19 protein-coding genes are annotated in these 18,119 nt (G+C 41.1%); 16 read left to right on the top strand and 3 right to left on the bottom strand.

The genetic code is table 11. The annotated features are described in order from the left end of the window. Nucleotides 1-202: 202 nt before the first annotated feature. The 16 genes from atpI to ACYUCW_RS14860 all read left to right on the top strand — a co-directional run bounded on the left by atpI (nucleotide 203) and on the right by ACYUCW_RS14860 (nucleotide 16,092). Complete coding sequence (gene atpI / locus ACYUCW_RS14935; protein ID WP_004246598.1) at nucleotides 203-580, top strand: F0F1 ATP synthase subunit I; 378 nt, start codon at nucleotides 203-205, stop codon at nucleotides 578-580. A gap of 31 nt (nucleotides 581-611) precedes the next feature. Then, nucleotides 612-1,436: a F0F1 ATP synthase subunit A gene (gene atpB / locus ACYUCW_RS14930; RefSeq protein ID WP_004246597.1), complete on the top strand. Its 825-nt coding sequence runs from the start codon at nucleotides 612-614 to the stop codon at nucleotides 1,434-1,436. A gap of 45 nt (nucleotides 1,437-1,481) precedes the next feature. Next, complete coding sequence (gene atpE, locus ACYUCW_RS14925) at nucleotides 1,482-1,721, top strand: F0F1 ATP synthase subunit C (RefSeq protein ID WP_004246596.1); 240 nt, start codon at nucleotides 1,482-1,484, stop codon at nucleotides 1,719-1,721. Nucleotides 1,722-1,782: 61 nt separating this feature from the next. Then, nucleotides 1,783-2,253, top strand: a complete 471-nt coding sequence (gene atpF / locus ACYUCW_RS14920) for a F0F1 ATP synthase subunit B (RefSeq protein ID WP_004246595.1) — start codon at nucleotides 1,783-1,785, stop codon at nucleotides 2,251-2,253. 12 nt (nucleotides 2,254-2,265) lie between these two features. Next, on the top strand, nucleotides 2,266-2,799 hold the full coding sequence (gene atpH, locus ACYUCW_RS14915; RefSeq protein ID WP_004246594.1) for a F0F1 ATP synthase subunit delta: 534 nt from the start codon (nucleotides 2,266-2,268) through the stop codon (nucleotides 2,797-2,799). Nucleotides 2,800-2,813: 14 nt separating this feature from the next. Then, a complete protein-coding gene (gene atpA, locus ACYUCW_RS14910) occupies nucleotides 2,814-4,355 on the top strand; it encodes a F0F1 ATP synthase subunit alpha (protein WP_460408915.1) in 1,542 nt (513 codons plus the stop codon). A 57-nt stretch (nucleotides 4,356-4,412) separates the two neighbouring features. Continuing rightward, nucleotides 4,413-5,276, top strand: a complete 864-nt coding sequence (gene atpG / locus ACYUCW_RS14905; protein WP_004246591.1) for a F0F1 ATP synthase subunit gamma — start codon at nucleotides 4,413-4,415, stop codon at nucleotides 5,274-5,276. A 34-nt stretch (nucleotides 5,277-5,310) separates the two neighbouring features. Beyond that, nucleotides 5,311-6,693 carry a F0F1 ATP synthase subunit beta gene (atpD, locus tag ACYUCW_RS14900; RefSeq protein WP_004246589.1) on the top strand — a complete coding sequence of 461 codons (1,383 nt, stop codon included), beginning with the start codon at nucleotides 5,311-5,313 and terminating at the stop codon, nucleotides 6,691-6,693. Between the two features lie 21 nt (nucleotides 6,694-6,714). Next, nucleotides 6,715-7,131, top strand: coding sequence for a F0F1 ATP synthase subunit epsilon (locus ACYUCW_RS14895; protein WP_004246588.1), 417 nt, complete (start codon nucleotides 6,715-6,717; stop codon nucleotides 7,129-7,131). 150 nt (nucleotides 7,132-7,281) lie between these two features. Further along, nucleotides 7,282-8,655, top strand: a complete 1,374-nt coding sequence (gene glmU, locus ACYUCW_RS14890; protein ID WP_004246587.1) for a bifunctional UDP-N-acetylglucosamine diphosphorylase/glucosamine-1-phosphate N-acetyltransferase GlmU — start codon at nucleotides 7,282-7,284, stop codon at nucleotides 8,653-8,655. Between the two features lie 157 nt (nucleotides 8,656-8,812). Next, nucleotides 8,813-10,639 carry a glutamine--fructose-6-phosphate transaminase (isomerizing) gene (gene glmS / locus ACYUCW_RS14885; protein WP_049210449.1) on the top strand — a complete coding sequence of 609 codons (1,827 nt, stop codon included), beginning with the start codon at nucleotides 8,813-8,815 and terminating at the stop codon, nucleotides 10,637-10,639. A gap of 437 nt (nucleotides 10,640-11,076) precedes the next feature. After that, nucleotides 11,077-12,153: a putative 2-aminoethylphosphonate ABC transporter ATP-binding protein gene (locus tag ACYUCW_RS14880; RefSeq protein ID WP_017827658.1), complete on the top strand. Its 1,077-nt coding sequence runs from the start codon at nucleotides 11,077-11,079 to the stop codon at nucleotides 12,151-12,153. Between the two features lie 12 nt (nucleotides 12,154-12,165). Beyond that, nucleotides 12,166-12,987 (top strand): ABC transporter permease subunit, encoded by an 822-nt coding sequence (locus tag ACYUCW_RS14875; RefSeq protein WP_460408911.1) that lies wholly within the window; start codon nucleotides 12,166-12,168, stop codon nucleotides 12,985-12,987. After that, nucleotides 12,984-13,844, top strand: coding sequence for an ABC transporter permease subunit (locus ACYUCW_RS14870; RefSeq protein WP_460408909.1), 861 nt, complete (start codon nucleotides 12,984-12,986; stop codon nucleotides 13,842-13,844). Before ACYUCW_RS14875 ends, ACYUCW_RS14870 begins: the two co-directional genes overlap by 4 nt. A gap of 45 nt (nucleotides 13,845-13,889) precedes the next feature. Beyond that, nucleotides 13,890-14,900, top strand: a complete 1,011-nt coding sequence (locus ACYUCW_RS14865; RefSeq protein WP_460408907.1) for a putative 2-aminoethylphosphonate ABC transporter substrate-binding protein — start codon at nucleotides 13,890-13,892, stop codon at nucleotides 14,898-14,900. 64 nt (nucleotides 14,901-14,964) lie between these two features. Then, nucleotides 14,965-16,092, top strand: coding sequence for a TIGR03364 family FAD-dependent oxidoreductase (locus ACYUCW_RS14860; protein ID WP_460408905.1), 1,128 nt, complete (start codon nucleotides 14,965-14,967; stop codon nucleotides 16,090-16,092). 74 nt (nucleotides 16,093-16,166) lie between these two features. Here ACYUCW_RS14860 and ACYUCW_RS14855 read toward each other — a convergent pair whose 3' ends face one another. The 3 genes from ACYUCW_RS14855 to phnX form a co-directional block, all read right to left on the bottom strand. After that, nucleotides 16,167-16,571 (bottom strand): DUF1240 domain-containing protein, encoded by a 405-nt coding sequence (locus tag ACYUCW_RS14855; RefSeq protein WP_065424096.1) that lies wholly within the window; start codon nucleotides 16,569-16,571, stop codon nucleotides 16,167-16,169. Nucleotides 16,572-16,598: 27 nt separating this feature from the next. Next, nucleotides 16,599-16,886, bottom strand: coding sequence for a DUF2645 family protein (locus ACYUCW_RS14850; RefSeq protein WP_017628742.1), 288 nt, complete (start codon nucleotides 16,884-16,886; stop codon nucleotides 16,599-16,601). Nucleotides 16,887-16,979: 93 nt separating this feature from the next. Beyond that, nucleotides 16,980-17,792: a phosphonoacetaldehyde hydrolase gene (gene phnX, locus ACYUCW_RS14845; RefSeq protein WP_049210446.1), complete on the bottom strand. Its 813-nt coding sequence runs from the start codon at nucleotides 17,790-17,792 to the stop codon at nucleotides 16,980-16,982. Between the last annotated feature and the right edge of the window lie 327 nt (nucleotides 17,793-18,119).

The following is an 18,119-nucleotide window of genomic DNA, read 5'->3' as shown; positions in this document are numbered from 1 at the left end:
TGTTGCTAATCATTTTCCATAAATGGAACCTTCATAAAAAATTTAAATTATTCTTCACTTTTTCGCTACTTATTGATTGAATTCATTGCCACGCCCCGTATAATTTGCTCGTTTTTGTCACTTGACACTTTATAGCAAAGACAGTTTGATACATTATTCAGTAATACCTTTTACGATAGCGAGTCTGGAGAATACAAACGTCATGTCTGTCTCCCTCTACAGCGGGAAAGTTGCACTGAAACTGTTATTTTTGCAGTTTATGACTTTTGTTATTCTCAGTGCGGGTTTCTACTTTAAGAGTACAGACTGGAGCTTTTCTGCTTTTTTAGGTGGAATTGCATGTTGGTTACCCAATATTGCATTTTTATTATTACTACGCTTACAAAAAGTAGATGAAAATGAAGCTTCAGTTCGCATAAACTGGCTTTTTGCTTTCAGTGAAGGGTTGAAGGTTATATTATCAATAGCCTTGCTGATAGTTGCTTTAGGAGTGTTTAAAGCGGCATTTGCACCACTGGTCATGACCTACTTAGCGGTGCTTGTTATGCAGGTCGTTGCACCAGCCGTCATAAACGGTTAGCGTTTTTAACAACAAAAGGGTAATTGGCATCATGTCTGCATCAGGAGAAGCATTAACCACTAGAGACTACATAGGTGGACATCTGAATAACCTTCAGTTGGACCTACGTACTTTCGAGTTGGTCAATCCCCATGCTGAAAATACGCCATCATTCTGGGTGTTAAATATTGACTCACTTTTCTTCTCTGTACTCATGGGGCTTTTGTTCCTATGGATATTTAGAAAAGTAGCAGTAAAAGCAACCAGTGGCGTACCGGGAAAATTCCAGACTGCAGTAGAAATGGTCATTGGTTTCGTTGATAGCAGCGTTCGTGATATGTATCACGGGAAGAGCAAAGTCATTGCACCTTTGGCATTGACTGTGTTCGTTTGGGTGCTGTTAATGAATGCCCTGGATTTATTACCAATTGATTTTATCCCATATATCGGTGAACACATCTTAGGGTTACCAGCGTTACGCATCGTTCCGACTGCTGACGTGAGTATCACTCTTTCGATGGCAATTGGTGTATTTATCCTGATTCTCTTCTACAGCATTAAGATGAAGGGCGTAAAAGGGTTTACTAAAGAGCTGACGTTACAGCCTTTTAATCACCCTGTATTTATTCCAATCAACTTAATTCTGGAAGGGGTAAGCCTGCTATCAAAACCTGTTTCACTCGGTCTTCGACTGTTTGGTAACATGTATGCGGGTGAACTGATCTTTATTCTTATTGCTGGTCTGTTACCGTGGTGGTCACAGTGGTTATTAAGCCTACCTTGGGCGATATTCCACATACTGATTATTACGTTACAAGCCTTTATTTTCATGGTTCTAACGATTGTTTATCTGTCGATGGCATCTGAAGAACATTAATTATTAACTCTTTAAAGAAATAACTGAAACAAACTGGAGACTGTCATGGAAAACCTGAGTATGGATCTGCTGTACATGGCTGCCGCTATTATGATGGGTTTAGCTGCAATCGGTGCTGCAATCGGTATCGGAATCCTCGGAGGCAAATTTTTAGAAGGTGCTGCTCGTCAGCCTGATCTGATCCCTCTTCTGCGTACACAGTTCTTTATCGTTATGGGTCTGGTTGACGCCATCCCAATGATTGCTGTGGGTCTGGGCCTTTACGTGATGTTTGCTGTCGCCTAATGATGGTGATGAGCAGTAAAAACATCAAGTTAGTTAATAACCAAGAAAGAGGTATTGTGCTGTGAATTTAAATGCAACAATCCTCGGCCAGGCCATCGCATTTGTCCTGTTTGTTTTGTTCTGCATGAAATATGTATGGCCACCAATTATGGCGGCCATTGAAAAACGTCAAAAAGAAATTGCTGACGGTTTATCTTCTGCAGAACGTGCGAAAAAGGACTTAGATTTAGCGAAAGCCGATGCAGGCGAACAGTTAGCGAAAGCAAAAGCTGAAGCACAAGCAATCATTGAGTCTGCGAATAAACAACGCACTCAAATGATTGAAGAAGCTAAAGCTGAAGCAGAGCAAGAACGTAGTAAGATCGTTGCACAAGCTCAATCCGAATTGGAAGCAGAGCGTAAACGTGCTCGTGAAGAACTTCGTAAACAAGTCGCTATGCTGGCTATCGCTGGTGCCGAGAAAATTATTGAACGTTCCGTGGATGAAGCTGCTAATAGCGACATCGTTGATAAACTGGTCGCTGAACTGTAAGGAGGGAGGGGCATGTCTGAAATAGCAACGGTAGCTCGCCCCTACGCCAAAGCAGCTTTTGACTTTGCTGTGGAAAACCAGGCTGTCGATAAATGGCAGGTTATGCTGGCATTCACCGCTGAAGTTGCACGCAATGAGCAGGTAACCGAATTACTTTCTGGTTCTTTAGCATCAGAAAAACTGGCTGACATCTTTATCGACCTTTGTGGCGATCAAATTGATGAACATGCTCAGAACTTAATTCGTGTTATGGCTGAGAATGACCGTTTATCAACATTGCCGGAAGTATTGAGCCAATTTATTCAATTGCGCGCAGTACTCGAGTCAACGGTTGATGTTGAAGTCACTTCTGCCATTGAGCTAACTAAACAGCAGCTAGCTAACATTTCTGCAGCGATGGAAAAACGTCTATCACGCAAAGTGAAGCTGAATTGCAAAATTGATAAGTCCGTTATCGCAGGCATGATTATACGCGCCGGTGACCTTGTCATCGACGGTAGTGTTCGTGGCCGTTTAGAGCGATTAACTGACGTCTTGCAGTCTTAAGGGGACTGGAGCATATGCAACTGAATTCCACTGAAATCAGCGAACTGATCAAGCAGCGCATTGCTCAGTTCAATGTAGTGAGTGAAGCTCACAATGAAGGTACGATTGTTTCCGTTAGTGACGGTATCATTCGTATCCACGGTTTAGCCGAAGTTATGCAGGGTGAAATGATCGCACTGCCGGGTAACCGTTTCGCTATCGCATTAAACTTAGAGCGCGACTCTGTTGGTGCGGTTGTGATGGGTCCTTATGCTGACTTAGCAGAAGGCATGAAAGTTAAATGTACAGGTCGTATTCTGGAAGTTCCAGTTGGCCGTGGTCTACTTGGTCGTGTAGTTAACACACTGGGTGAACCTATTGATGGTAAAGGTGCTGTAGAGCATGATGGCTTCTCACCTGTTGAGATGATTGCTCCAGGTGTTATCGACCGTCAATCAGTCGACCAACCTGCACAGACGGGTTATAAATCCGTTGACGCCATGATCCCAATTGGTCGTGGTCAGCGTGAATTGATCATCGGTGACCGCCAAACAGGTAAAACTGCTCTGGCTGTCGATGCGATTATTAATCAGCGTGACTCTGGCATTAAATGTATTTATGTCGCTATCGGTCAGAAAGCATCGACTATTTCGAACGTTGTTCGTAAATTAGAAGAGCATGGCGCGTTAGAAAACACCATTGTTGTTGTTGCTTCTGCATCAGAATCAGCAGCGTTGCAATACCTTGCTCCTTATGCGGGTTGTGCAATGGGTGAATACTTCCGTGACCGTGGTGAAGATGCTCTGATTATTTATGATGACCTGTCTAAACAGGCTGTCGCATACCGTCAAATTTCACTGTTACTTCGTCGTCCACCTGGACGTGAAGCTTACCCTGGTGACGTTTTCTATCTGCACTCCCGTTTATTGGAGCGCGCAGCGCGCGTTAGCGCTGAGTATGTAGAAAACTTTACTAACGGTGAAGTTAAAGGTAAAACCGGCTCACTGACTGCGTTACCTATTATCGAAACGCAAGCAGGGGACGTTTCTGCATTCGTTCCTACGAACGTAATCTCTATTACCGATGGTCAGATCTTCTTAGAATCTAACCTGTTTAACGCAGGTATCCGTCCAGCTGTTAACCCAGGGATCTCCGTATCTCGTGTAGGTGGTGCAGCTCAGACTAAGATTATGAAGAAACTTTCTGGTGGTATCCGTACTGCACTTGCGCAGTATCGTGAGCTGGCAGCATTCTCTCAGTTCGCTTCAGATCTGGATGATGCTACCCGTAAACAATTGAACCACGGTCAGAAAGTGACTGAATTGCTGAAACAGAAACAGTACGAACCAATGTCTGTCGCACAACAGTCTTTATCTCTGTTTGCTGCAGAACGTGGTTATCTGGAAGATGTTGAAATTTCAAAAGTTGTGCCATTTGAAGCGGCTTTATTAGCTTATGCTTCTCGTGAACATGCTGATTTACTGAAAGAAATCAACCAGACCGGTACTTATAACGAAGAAATCGAAGCGAAGCTGAAAGGCGTGCTAGACAACTTCAAAGCGACTCAGTCCTGGTAATAACTATTCGGCCTAATAATGATCATTAGGCCGTCTGGTTCATGAGGAGAAGCAGAAATGGCCGGCGCAAAAGAGATACGTTCGAAGATCGCCAGTGTGCAAAACACACAGAAGATCACTAAAGCGATGGAGATGGTCGCCGCGTCGAAAATGCGTAAAACGCAGGAACGCATGGCAGCCAGCCGTCCTTATGCAGAAACCATGCGCAGTGTGATTGGTCACCTTGCGTTAGGGAATCTGGAATATAAACATCCATACCTCGAAGAGCGTGAAGTTAAACGTGTCGGGTACCTGGTTGTTTCGACCGACCGTGGTTTGTGTGGTGGTTTGAACATTAACTTGTTCAAAAAACTGCTGGCAGACATGAAAGAGTGGTCTGATAAAGGTGTAGAAGTAGATTTAGCCCTTGTTGGTTCTAAAGCCGTTTCATTCTTTGCCTCTGTAGGTGGGAATGTTGTCGGTCAAGTAACAGGTATGGGTGATGATCCGCAACTATCTGACCTTATCGGCCCAGTCAATATCATGTTGCAGGCTTATGACGAAGGTCGTTTAGATAAACTGTATGTGGTGGCAAATAAGTTCATCAATACCATGGCCCAAGAGCCTAAAATTCTGCAAGTTTTACCATTACCACCAGGTGATGATGAAGAACTGAAAGAAAAATCTTGGGATTATCTGTACGAACCTGATCCTAAGACGTTACTGGATACTTTACTGCGTCGTTATATTGAATCGCAGGTTTATCAGAGCGTTGTAGAGAACTTAGCGAGTGAGCAGGCAGCACGAATGGTCGCGATGAAAGCCGCTACAGATAACGGTGGTAATCTGATTAAAGAACTGCAATTGGTGTACAACAAAGCACGCCAAGCAAGCATTACTCAGGAACTGACAGAAATTGTATCTGGTGCAGCCGCGGTATAACAGCTAGGTTTACGAATTACGTAGAGGATTCAAGATGGCTACTGGAAAGATTGTCCAGGTAATCGGCGCCGTAGTGGACGCCGAGTTCCCTCAGGATAGCGTCCCTAAAGTATACGACGCTCTTGAGGTTATGAATGGTAAAGAAAAACTGGTGCTGGAAGTTCAGCAACAGTTAGGCGGTGGTATCGTTCGTTGTATCGCAATGGGTACATCAGACGGTTTAAGCCGTGGCTTAAAGGTTGAAGATTTAGGCCACCCAATTGAAGTACCAGTAGGTAAAGCGACTTTAGGACGTATCATGAACGTTCTGGGTACACCTATTGATATGAAAGGTGAGATTGAAACCGAAGAGCGTTGGTCAATCCACCGTGAAGCACCAACTTACGAAGAGTTATCAAACTCTCAAGAACTGCTTGAAACCGGTATCAAAGTTATGGACTTAATCTGTCCATTTGCTAAAGGTGGTAAAGTCGGTCTGTTCGGTGGTGCGGGTGTTGGTAAAACAGTTAACATGATGGAATTGATCCGTAATATCGCGATCGAGCACTCAGGTTACTCTGTATTTGCTGGTGTTGGTGAGCGTACTCGTGAGGGTAACGACTTCTATCATGAAATGACAGATTCTAACGTTCTTGACAAAGTATCGTTAGTTTACGGTCAGATGAATGAGCCACCAGGAAACCGTCTGCGTGTTGCACTGACTGGTCTGACTATGGCTGAGAAATTCCGTGATGAAGGCCGTGACGTACTGTTATTCGTCGATAACATCTATCGTTACACCTTAGCCGGTACAGAAGTATCAGCACTGTTAGGTCGTATGCCATCAGCGGTAGGTTACCAACCAACATTGGCTGAAGAGATGGGTGTTCTGCAAGAGCGTATCACTTCAACCAAAACAGGTTCTATCACCTCTGTTCAGGCGGTATACGTACCTGCGGATGACTTAACTGACCCATCCCCAGCAACCACCTTTGCTCACTTAGATGCGACAGTGGTACTGAGCCGTCAAATTGCTTCGTTAGGTATCTACCCTGCGGTTGACCCACTGGATTCAACCAGTCGTCAGTTAGACCCACTGGTAGTTGGCCAAGAGCACTATGATGTTGCTCGTGGTGTTCAGTCTATCCTGCAACGTTATCAGGAACTGAAAGACATCATCGCTATCTTAGGTATGGATGAACTGTCAGAAGAAGATAAACTGGTTGTTGCGCGTGCGCGTAAGATCCAGCGCTTCCTATCTCAGCCATTCTTCGTTGCTGAAGTATTTACCGGTTCACCAGGTAAGTTCGTTTCCCTAAAAGACACTATCCGTGGCTTTAAAGGTATTCTGAACGGTGATTATGACCACCTGCCAGAGCAGGCGTTCTACATGGTTGGTACTATCGAAGAAGCAGTAGAAAAAGCTAAGAAGCTTTAATACGGCTGACGGGAGGTTGATATGGCCGATACATCGTTCCACCTGAAAGTTGTCAGCGCTGAAAAGCATTTATATGACGGCGAAGTCAAACATATTCAGGTAACTGGTAGCGAAGGTGAGCTCGGTATTTATCCGCAGCATACCCCGTTATTAACTGCCATAAAACCGGGCATGGTACGTGTCGTAAAAACATCGGGTGAAGAAGAGTTTATCTACCTTTCAGGTGGTATTCTCGAAGTTCAGCCTACAGGCGTCATTGTACTGGCAGATACAGCTATCCGTGGTCGTGATTTGGATGAAGCGAAAGCGTTGGAATCTAAGCGTAAAGCTGAAGAACACATTCAATCCTCTCATGGTGATGTTGATTATGCTCAAGCATCAGCAGAATTAGCCAAAGCGATTGCAAAACTACGTGTAATCGAATTGACTAGACGCTAATGTAAATAGGCAGTCCATGAATAAAAAGCCAGTTAGTTATAGCTAACTGGCTTTTTTGCTTTCAGAAATATTTTGTGTAACGAAATATGTAGTATTATTTGGCATAAACAGGTTTACTTGCCATTCTTTACGGGAGTTATCAGGTTAATTATGTCTAATTCAGCTAAAAGTGTTGTTATTCTTGCTGCGGGAAAAGGTACCCGTATGTATTCACAGTTACCTAAGGTTCTTCATAAACTTGCGGGCAAATCCATGGTGCAACATGTCATTGATACCGCAAAATCCCTTGGTGCTCAACAAACCCACCTTGTTTATGGGCACGGTGGTGAACTTATGAAAGAAACATTAGGTTCACAACCTGTCAATTGGGTGCTACAAGCTGAGCAATTAGGTACCGGTCATGCTATGCAACAAGCCGCACCTTTCTTTGCTGATGATGAAGATATCCTAATGCTTTATGGTGATGTACCGCTTATCACTAAAGAAACCTTAGAGCGTTTAATTGCGGTAAAACCTGCTGGTGGCATTGGTTTATTAACCGTTATTTTAGATAACCCTATGGGGTATGGCCGTATTGTTCGCGAAAATGGCGATGTTGTTGGTATCGTAGAGCAAAAAGACGCCTCTGAAGAACAATTAAAAATTAAAGAGATCAATACTGGTATATTGGTTGCTAATGGGGGCGATTTAAAACGCTGGTTAGCGAAGCTTGATAATAACAATGCTCAGAAAGAGTACTATATTACTGATATTATTGCGCTTGCACACCAAGAAGGTCGTAAAATCGAAACCGCTCACCCTACTCGTCATAGCGAAATGGAAGGGGTTAATAACCGCTTACAACTTGCCGCATTAGAGCGTATTTATCAAACAGAACAAGCCGAACGCTTATTACTTGAAGGGGTAATGTTACTTGATCCGGCTCGTTTTGATTTACGTGGTACGCTAACTCACGGAAAAGACGTGGTGATTGATACTAACGTTATTATTGAAGGTGAAGTCACTTTAGGTAATAACGTTGAAATTGGTACGGGTTGTGTACTGAAAAACTGTGTGATCGGTGATGGTTCGATTATCAGCCCTTATACGGTGATCGAGGATGCAAATTTAGCGCAAGAGTGTACTGTTGGGCCTTTTGCTCGTCTTCGCCCCGGCGCACAGCTGGCAGACAAAGCTCATGTTGGTAACTTTGTTGAGATGAAAAAAGCCAGTTTAGGCGTTGGCTCTAAAGCGGGTCATCTTACTTATTTAGGTGATACAGAAGTGGGTGCTAATGTGAATATTGGCGCTGGCACTATCACTTGTAACTATGACGGTGCAAATAAATTTAAAACTATCATTGGTGATGATGTGTTTATCGGCTCTGATACTCAACTTGTTGCCCCCGTTTGCGTGGCCAATGGCGCAACAATTGGTGCGGGTACAACATTGACAAAAGATGTCAACGAAAACGAATTAGTCATTAGCCGAGTTAAGCAAACACATATCTCTGGCTGGAAACGTCCGGTGAAGAAAAAACAATAATTTTAAGATAAGGGCGTATATTTCATTATCGCCCTTTTCTTGTACGCTATTATTCTAAAAACAAAAATATCCCCGTTTTCTACCATGGCTTGGGGAACAAAATAATCAGGTATAAAGACATCAAGTGCGAAAAACGCACAGTTTTAGGAATAACACAATGTGTGGAATAGTAGGTGCAGTTGCACAACGCGATATCGCAGAAATCTTAATTGAAGGTTTACGTCGTTTAGAATACCGCGGTTATGATTCAGCGGGGTTAGCTGTTGTCGATAATGATTGTCATATGACACGTCTGCGTGAAGTTGGCAAAGTACAGATGCTGGCAGAAGAAGCAGAAAAAACACAAGTTATTGGTGGTACAGGTATTGCTCATACCCGTTGGGCAACCCATGGTGAACCTTGTCAAGATAATGCTCATCCTCATGTCTCAGGCACTATTGCCGTGGTACATAATGGGATTATTGAAAACTACCAAGAGCTAAAAGCTGAGTTAATTAACCGGGGCTATCAGTTTGCCTCTCAAACTGATACTGAAGTTATTGCTCACTTAGTCAATTGGGAACAGCGCCAAGGTGGCACATTACGTGAAGTCGTACAGCGTGTGATCCCTCAATTACGTGGTGCTTACGGTACTGTCATTATGGATAGTCGTACACCAGAGCTATTAGTGGCAGCACGCTCAGGAAGCCCACTGGTCGTAGGTCTTGGTGTTGGGGAAAACTTCCTTGCTTCTGACCAACTGGCTTTATTGCCTGTTACTCGCCGCTTTATCTACCTTGAAGAAGGCGATATTGTCGAAATTACTCGTCGTCATGTGCATATTTATGATGTTAATGGCGAAGAAGTTAATCGTGATATTATCGAATCGAATGTGCAATATGATGCGGGTGACAAAGGTATTTATCGTCACTATATGCAAAAAGAGATCTACGAACAGCCTTTAGCCATTAAAAACACCCTTGAAGGGCGTTTAAAAGCAGAAAGTATTGATCTTAGTGAGTTAGGAGCTAAAGCACCAGAGATCTTATCTCAAGTGGAACATATTCAAATCGTTGCCTGTGGTACATCTTATAATGCAGGTATGGTATCGCGTTATTGGTTTGAATCTTTAGCGGGGATCCCCTGTGATGTGGAAATTGCATCAGAATATCGCTATCGCAAACCAGCGACTCGTCGCAATAGTTTACTGATAACCTTATCTCAATCAGGTGAAACGGCAGATACTCTAGCAGCATTACGCTTATCAAAAGAGTTAGGTTATTTATCATCGCTGGCAATTTGTAATGTGGCTGGCTCTTCTTTAGTTCGCGAATCTGAATTTGTGTTAATGACTAAAGCAGGGGCTGAAATTGGAGTTGCCTCAACCAAAGCCTTTACAACGCAACTGGCCGTTTTATTAATGCTAGTGGCCTATATGGGACGCATTAAAGGTGTTGAAGCCCTTGAACAACAAGTTGCAATGGCGCTTCATGCACTACCTAGCCGTATTGAAAGTATGTTGTCGAAAGATAAAGTGATTGAAGCTTTAGCAGAAGACTTCTCAGAAAAAAGTCATGCACTCTTCTTGGGCCGTGGTGATCAATATCCAATAGCGGTAGAAGGCGCATTAAAGTTAAAAGAGATCTCTTATATTCATGCAGAAGCTTATGCGGCTGGTGAATTAAAACATGGACCTCTTGCTTTAATTGATGCTGATATGCCCGTTATCATCGTAGCGCCAAATAATGAATTATTAGAGAAATTAAAATCTAATATTGAAGAGGTGCGCGCTCGTGGTGGTTTACTGTATGTGTTTGCCGATCAAGATGCTGGCTTTGAAGAAAGTGAAACAATGAAACTGATTTCTCTGCCTCATGTTGAAGAGTTAATTGCGCCAATTTTCTATACTGTACCATTACAGTTACTTTCTTATCATGTGGCGTTAATTAAAGGGACTGATGTCGATCAGCCTCGTAACTTGGCTAAATCAGTGACTGTTGAGTAATATTATTTAATAGTTTATTGCCAATTTTGCCCCGTATCTTAATTTTAGGTGCGGGGCATTTTTAACTCACTATTATTTTTAAGTTCTTTGTTATTAAAAAACATTACAAAGATAAATACCAGTGTAAAAAGTGAATAGATTAAAAATCACGTAAGTTTTTATTTTTTTATCAGATAAATATATTATTACTATAAATATTTCGATGAAAATTAAAATAAAATCAATAAGGTGTCTTTTTAATGTAACGCCTAAAAATAATAGAGATGTTATTAATAATCTTTCTACAATATAAATTTAAAATCTATATTTTATCTTTGTAATAATAGTTTAGTGACTAGCCATTTAAAAAAATATAAATCAGTTTTAAATTTTCATAAAACTTTAATCATTGTCGCTTAATCTCTAGTCAATCATCATAAATTGGCGTGGTAAGCGATATGTTACAGTTCAATATAAACTCACAAAATGGCTCAATGCCACATATTCGTGTAGAGAATATTCAAAAGAGATTTAATCAATTTATTGCTTTAGATGGTGTTTCTTTAGAGATTAAACAAGGCGAGTTAGTCTGCCTATTAGGGCCTTCTGGATGTGGAAAAACCACATTATTACGTTGTATTGCCGGATTAGAAACACAAGATCACGGTAGTATCTTTAATTACGATAACAACATCTCACACCTTCCCCCTCAAGCCCGTGACTATGGGATCTTATTTCAGTCCTATGCATTATTTCCTAACCTGACGGTACAGCAGAATATTGCGTATGGTTTAGCCGGTCAGCCTCGTAATGTGATTAAAGATCGCGTTAATGAAATGCTGGAGTTAGTTGGTTTACAAGATCGAAAGAAAAAATATCCAGGAGAATTATCTGGCGGTCAACAACAGCGCGTGGCATTGGCTCGTGCTTTGGCTCCTGCCCCTTCTTTACTATTACTGGATGAGCCAATGTCGGCATTAGATGCACAAGTGCGTGAACATTTGTGTGTGGAGCTACGTAATTTACAGCAAAGCTTAAATATCACTACGCTAATGGTCACTCATAATCAAGATGAAGCCATGCTGATGGCCGATAGGATAGCTGTTATGAATAACGGCAAGGTTGAGCAGTACGGCAGTAGTGAAGAGATTTACAACCATCCACAAACACCATTTGTTGCAGAGTTTGTAGGAAAAGGTAACTGGTTACCTTTCAATAGAAATCAGCACGGTGAGGCGATGATTGGCTCACGAGAAGTCCAATTAAAACATACTGCAGTACCTCATAATCAAGGGCGTCTCTTTTGTCGACCTGAATCAATCAAAATTAACCCAATACAAAACAAACATAATCAATACGATGCCAATATACAAAATGTGGTGTTTTTGGGAAGTCGTTGCATTATGAAGTTTGAATTAGACCATTTACCGGGACATTTATTACAAGCCGAGATCTCTGCTGCTGAGCTACATAGTATTCAAAACGGTAAAGTTAAAGTGACTTTACCGGCTAATGAACTACACATATTTGCGTAAGGTAGCGAGATAATGTCAGTGATAGTACCTACCAAATCTATTAATCGTTTAGATAGTTTGTTTGTTGCTGGTGGTAAGTTATTTATTATTTGCTTACTTACTCTTGGGGTTTTATTGCCTTTATTGGCTATTTTCTGGCGAGGTTTTACGCCTGATATATCACAAGGTGGTGGTTTTCAGGCCGCTATTGATTTGTTCACCAGTGCTAATTTTCTGTGGTTGGTGGGTAACAGTATTAGTGTTTCGTTAAGCGTTGCTGTTATTACAGTGCCACTGGCTTACCTGTTTGCTTATGCTCTACATCGCACCTTGATCCCTTTTAAATCCTTGTGGCGTGGAATATCACTATTACCCTTACTCGCTCCTTCTATGCTACCGGGTATTGCATTGGTTTATCTATTTGGTAACCAAGGGCTATTGCGTAGCTTACTCACAGAGAGTATTTATGGTTATTGGGGATTAGTGCTTGGTGAGGTGATCTACACTTTTCCTCATGCGCTAATGATTTTACTCTCCGCATTATCCATGTCTGATGCTCGTTTATTTGATGCTGCATCTAGCTTAGGGGCGTCTTCTTGGCGCACTTTTCGTAGTGTCACTTGGTCATCGAGCCGACATGGGATTTTCGCAGCATTGTGCTTGGTATTTACGTTAACTATTACTGACTTTGGTATTCCGGTTGTCGTCGGCGGAGATTATCAAGTACTGGCGTTAGAGGCATATAAAGCCGTGCTTGGTCAGCAACAATTTGGCCGCGGTGCTTTAATCGGTATGTTGTTATTGCTACCTGCATTGTTGACGTTTGGTTACGTAAACGTCAACGTGATGCAATGAGCTCGCGTGCCCAATTCTATTTGCCAAAAGCTAATTTTCAGCGTGACACGCTTTATCTAATATTTGTGATGCTTATTTGCGCGCTATTTTTATTGGTATTCGGTACGGCCGTTTACTCCTCTTTTATTCAGTTCTGGCCTTATAACTTATCGTTTTCGTTACGTCATTATAATTTTGAAGGATTGCCTGGGGGATGGCTCGCCTATACCAACAGTATTATTTTGGCATTTTGCACTGCCACTATCGGCTGCTTTCTGATCTTTATGGGCGCTTACTTAATAGAGAAAACGGCTTCTCACTCTTGGCTTAACAATCTGCTACGTATGCTAAGTTTTGTACCGATGGCCGTTCCGGGGTTAGTGTTGGGATTAGGGTATGTATTTTTCTTTAACTTACCGAATAATCCACTGAACTTTTTATACGGCAGTATGGTGTTATTAGTGCTGTGCTCCATTGCACACTTTTTCACTACTGCCTATATGACTGCGAGCACGGCACTGCGCCAGTTAGATAAAGAATTCGAGGCAGCTTCATTATCCTTAAAAGCGCCTTTATATCGTCACTTTTGGCGTATCACTATTCCTCTTTGTTTGCCGGCATTATTAGATATTTATCGTTATCTATTTGTTTCTGCTATGACAACGGTTTCCGCGGCGATCTTCCTTTATAGCCCAGACACTATTTTAGCCGCGGTTGCGGTATTGAATATGGATGATGCGGGCAATATTGGTGGCGCGGCAGCTATGTCGACATTGATTTTAACCACCTCGGCAGGGGTTTCGATATTGTTATCTATTGCTTCGCAAGGTGTTATTCGCCGTACACAAGCGTGGCATCAGCGTGAAGCTAAGCAATAAATTTAAAGGTTTAATTCTCTCACATAGCAATACTAGGAAAATCGCATGATGTTAAAAAAACTGATACTTGCCACCAGCTTATTATTTTCTGCGGGAACGGTCTTTGCAGCGACTGAAATTACGGTATACACCGCAATAGAAAGTGAACAATTACAAGCTTATAAACAAGCATTTGAGGCTAAATATCCTGATATAAAAATAAAATGGGTAAGAGATTCAACGGGGATTATCACCGCTAAATTATTAGCAGAAAAAGATCGTCCTCAAGCCGATGTTGTGTGGGGATTAGCTGCATCAAGTTTAGCAATATTAAAAGCGCAAAATATGCTTGAGCCTTATGCTCCGGCGCAGTTAGATGATATTGATGTGAAATTTCGTGATAGCAACAACCCGCCAACTTGGGTTGGTATGGATGTCTGGGCGGCAACGATTTGCTACAACACGATAGAAGCACAAAAATTGGGGTTATCTAAACCCACTTCTTGGCAAGATCTCACTAAGCCTGAATACAAAGGCAAAATCGTTATGCCAAATCCGGCATCATCAGGCACTGGGTTTTTAGATGTAAGTGCTTGGTTACAAATATTTGGTGAACAAGAGGGTTGGGTATATATGGACAAGTTGCATCAGAATATTGGTCAATATGTTCATTCTGGCTCCAAACCCTGCAAAATGGCTGCATCGGGGGAATACCCGATAGGCATATCCTTTGAATATCCGGCGATCCAATTGAAACGACAAGGGGCGCCACTAGACATCATATTACCGCAAGAAGGATTGGGTTGGGATATTGAAGCAACGGTAATAATCAAAGGAACTAATAAGCGAGATGCCGCGCAAAAATTAGCTGATTTTTCCGCCTCAAAGGAAGCGATGAAGCTTTATAGTGCTAATTTTGCTGTATTAGCCAATACCAGTGTACCCGTAAGCCAAACAGAATTACCTCGCGATTATGCTCAACGTTTAATTAAAAATGATTTTATTTGGGCTGCTGAAAAGCGCGACACCATTTTAACTGAATGGCGTAAGCGCTATGACGGTAAGAGTGCAAAATAATTATTTTTTACTTTATTAATTAATAGATAGGGTGCGATGCACTCTATCTTGTTTAGGGTGTCATATGAAATTTGATATTGCGGTTATTGGTGCGGGCATTATTGGTTTATCTCATGCGTATGCAGCGGCTCAGCGAGGTTTACGTGTTGCTATTTTTGAGCGCAGTTACACGCCTGTGGGCGCTTCTGTACGTAATTTTGGTCACGGATTAATTTTGGGTCAAGCGCCGGGAAAAATGCTAGATTTAGCAAAAAATAGTCGTGAAATTTGGGCAACTATGGCCAAACAGGCTAAATTTTTAACGCGTCAAAAAGGGACTTATCTGTTAGCACGTACACAATCTGAGCACGCTGTTCTTGAAGCCTTTGTCGATGGTCGAGCTAAAACCTATGGTTATGATTGTGAATTACTTTCTAAAACACAATTAGCTACGGTTTATGGTGGTCAATTACAACACCATAAAGCGGCGTTGCATGGCAAAGAAGATCAGGTGCTATTTTCGCGAGAAGCGATCCCACAGTTAGCGGCTTACCTAGGCAGCTTAGCTAATGTAACGAGTTATTTTTCCACATTAGTACGAGATATTGATGTAGATACGGGGACATCGATCACCAGTAATGGAACATTTAGTGCAGAAAAGATCATTGTCTGCTCAGGGCACGATTATCAAACATTATTGGCTGACGAAATAAAAAAGCTTGATCCTATAGTTTGCCGCCTGCAGATGTTGCGAGTGACAGCAGAGCAAAATATTGGATTGGCGCATGCGCTAATGACGGGATTAAGTTGTACTCACTATGGTGCATTTGCTGATTTACCTGAGGCACAGGCTTTAGCGAAAGAAATTAAAATGCAATCGCCGTTGATTGAGCAGTATGGTATTCATTTATTAATTACCCCAACTCCTTATGGCGATCTTATTATTGGTGATTCTCATGAATATAGCTTAGATGCACAGCCCTTTAACAGCGAAGAGGTTGATAACCTCCTGATAGAGTTAGCTGAGCACACATTAGGTTGTTCGGTTCAAGTAAAAGAGCGTTGGCAAGGGGTTTATGGGGCAAAAGGAAAGGAGCCGATTTCAATTTTAACGCCGAGTGAAAAAGTCACTGCAGTATTGATGCGAACGGGTTTAGGAATGAGTGTTGGGCCTGGTTTAGGTGAACAAAATATTCGTCAACTATTTGATTAATCTTGCATTAGGGATGTGAAGTTATTTTTTAATTATAATGTACAGGTTACGAAGAGAGAATAAAAAAGAGATGTCTATTTTTTACACATCTCTTTTGCAATAACATATTCATTTGGTGCAAAAGCAGATGATTTATAACAACTAAAATAGCCTTTAGAGGTTAAATCGAGAGCGACATAAATTGAAAAGAAAAAGCTAAAAACGATACCAACTATTGCTATTCCTGCGCATATACCCGCTACTTTATTATTCATTCTTTGTGTTTTTTTTGTGTATCCACAAATAAAAATTAGATAAGAAAAATAGATAATCAAAGGGGCCGCAAAAAAAAACAACCCTGTTTGAAATGAGAATAGAATTCTATCTTTCATCATAAAATAGTTTTTGTAGTAGATTATGGAGTCATAGAAACAAAACAAAGCTAAAGAAAAAAGGAATATTGCAATTAAATACATTTTTAGAGAGTTTATTTTAACCATGACTAAAGTTTCCCTACTTTTCAGTTTTTAGCAAAAATTAAAACGTAAATAAAATGACCATATGATATACATAACAGTGATTGTAACATAACCCCATCTTAGCTTTTTATTTTTTTCTAAAAAAAGTAATAAAATACAAGGTATTAATATCAATATAGGCTCAATAACATATCTACCGTTGAGTGGCAGTTGACAAAGATTATCAATATCACCTTCACCAATCATCCATTCATAGTCAGATATGGAAAGAATATTAATCAATATTAATAAAAAAATAAAATATAGAAATATAAAAGTGCGGAGTATTATTTTCATATTAAAGAATACCTAGATATATCTTTATATTCTCTATTGACCAATTACGCCCATTACTGCTTTATTGGGCGTTGGTATTGGATAATAGAATAGTTACGGCTTTTGATTATTAGCGATCCTCTGATTAATATCTTCTATCACCGCAGGTAAATTGGCAAGGGTATCAATAATATAATGAGCACCAGCGGTACGTAGTTTATTTTCAGCAATGCGCTTACGGTTTTCTATTTCTGCCTGTTCCATTGTTTGATATTGTTCAAAGGTGGCACTAAACTCATTGCCTGAAACAGATAACCCGACAGTCCACATACCGGCATTTAACCCTTCGGCAATACCTGTTACTGCATCATCGACTTTAACACAGTGTGCTACACTCATTACACCCAGTTCAATCACATTCTTTAACGCCATCCAAGGGCCTGGGCGAGAGCCGGCGGCAATTTCATCACTAGCAACCACGCAATCAGGCTGATAACCATATTCAGCGGCTTTCGGTACTAATACATCCATGACGGCTTTAGGATAACCTGAGCAAGAGCCGATTTTAATTCCTTGTGCTCTTATGGTCGAGATAGCCTCAAGTGCTCCTTCAATCGGTTTAGCAAAATGTACCACTTGTGCAATTTGTAACGGCATAAAAGTGCGATAAATATGCTGTGCCTCTTCTTCACTTGGTGGGTGACCAAATTGGGCTGTCCAGCGAGTGCGAATATTAGGCTCGTTAAGTAAAGCACGAATATGATCGATTTTCCCCATCCCCATCGGCCCTCGTGCTTCTGATAAACTTATTTTAAAGTTAAAGGCTTGAGCAAAGGCATCGACAAAAATTTGTGTGGGGGCGAAAGAGCCAAAATCGACTACTGTACCAGCCCAATCTAAAATTACTGCTTCAACCGATTTATTCATATGTTTAGACCTACTATGTGAAATCATTATTAACGGCGAATGGGGAGAATGTAGAACATCCTACCATTAAAAAAATGGGTTATTGTGATGTCAATTTTAAGGGGGATTTATGACATAGGTGTGTCATCACAATAAATATCACCGCAAAAGTAGCTTGGCTCTCAACATTAGATACTAAAAAAAGTAAATAAAACTAATATAAAACACGATTTTAAGATCATCATTTAACGCATAAAAAAAAGAGTGGTTTTATTTATTAATCAATAAATTTTATTAGATAAGATAAAATACCTTTTATTATCATACATATTTTATATTGTATGATAA

It is taken from the genome of Proteus sp. MB838 (genome assembly GCF_054767435.1).
Note: the sequence above shows the minus strand (reverse complement) of the source record. Positions and strands in the feature narration are given on the sequence as shown.

Coding starts and splice junctions, on each gene's coding strand:
- atpI (WP_004246598.1), top strand. CDS start 203: ATGTCTGTCTCCCTCTACAGCGGGAAAGTTGCACTGAAACTGTTATTT.
- atpB (WP_004246597.1), top strand. CDS start 612: ATGTCTGCATCAGGAGAAGCATTAACCACTAGAGACTACATAGGTGGA.
- atpE (WP_004246596.1), top strand. CDS start 1,482: ATGGAAAACCTGAGTATGGATCTGCTGTACATGGCTGCCGCTATTATG.
- atpH (WP_004246594.1), top strand. CDS start 2,266: ATGTCTGAAATAGCAACGGTAGCTCGCCCCTACGCCAAAGCAGCTTTT.
- atpA (WP_460408915.1), top strand. CDS start 2,814: ATGCAACTGAATTCCACTGAAATCAGCGAACTGATCAAGCAGCGCATT.
- atpG (WP_004246591.1), top strand. CDS start 4,413: ATGGCCGGCGCAAAAGAGATACGTTCGAAGATCGCCAGTGTGCAAAAC.
- atpD (WP_004246589.1), top strand. CDS start 5,311: ATGGCTACTGGAAAGATTGTCCAGGTAATCGGCGCCGTAGTGGACGCC.
- ACYUCW_RS14895 (WP_004246588.1), top strand. CDS start 6,715: ATGGCCGATACATCGTTCCACCTGAAAGTTGTCAGCGCTGAAAAGCAT.
- glmU (WP_004246587.1), top strand. CDS start 7,282: ATGTCTAATTCAGCTAAAAGTGTTGTTATTCTTGCTGCGGGAAAAGGT.
- glmS (WP_049210449.1), top strand. CDS start 8,813: ATGTGTGGAATAGTAGGTGCAGTTGCACAACGCGATATCGCAGAAATC.
- ACYUCW_RS14880 (WP_017827658.1), top strand. CDS start 11,077: ATGTTACAGTTCAATATAAACTCACAAAATGGCTCAATGCCACATATT.
- ACYUCW_RS14875 (WP_460408911.1), top strand. CDS start 12,166: ATGTCAGTGATAGTACCTACCAAATCTATTAATCGTTTAGATAGTTTG.
- ACYUCW_RS14870 (WP_460408909.1), top strand. CDS start 12,984: ATGAGCTCGCGTGCCCAATTCTATTTGCCAAAAGCTAATTTTCAGCGT.
- ACYUCW_RS14865 (WP_460408907.1), top strand. CDS start 13,890: ATGATGTTAAAAAAACTGATACTTGCCACCAGCTTATTATTTTCTGCG.
- ACYUCW_RS14860 (WP_460408905.1), top strand. CDS start 14,965: ATGAAATTTGATATTGCGGTTATTGGTGCGGGCATTATTGGTTTATCT.
- ACYUCW_RS14855 (WP_065424096.1), bottom strand. CDS start 16,571: ATGGTTAAAATAAACTCTCTAAAAATGTATTTAATTGCAATATTCCTT.
- ACYUCW_RS14850 (WP_017628742.1), bottom strand. CDS start 16,886: ATGAAAATAATACTCCGCACTTTTATATTTCTATATTTTATTTTTTTA.
- phnX (WP_049210446.1), bottom strand. CDS start 17,792: ATGAATAAATCGGTTGAAGCAGTAATTTTAGATTGGGCTGGTACAGTA.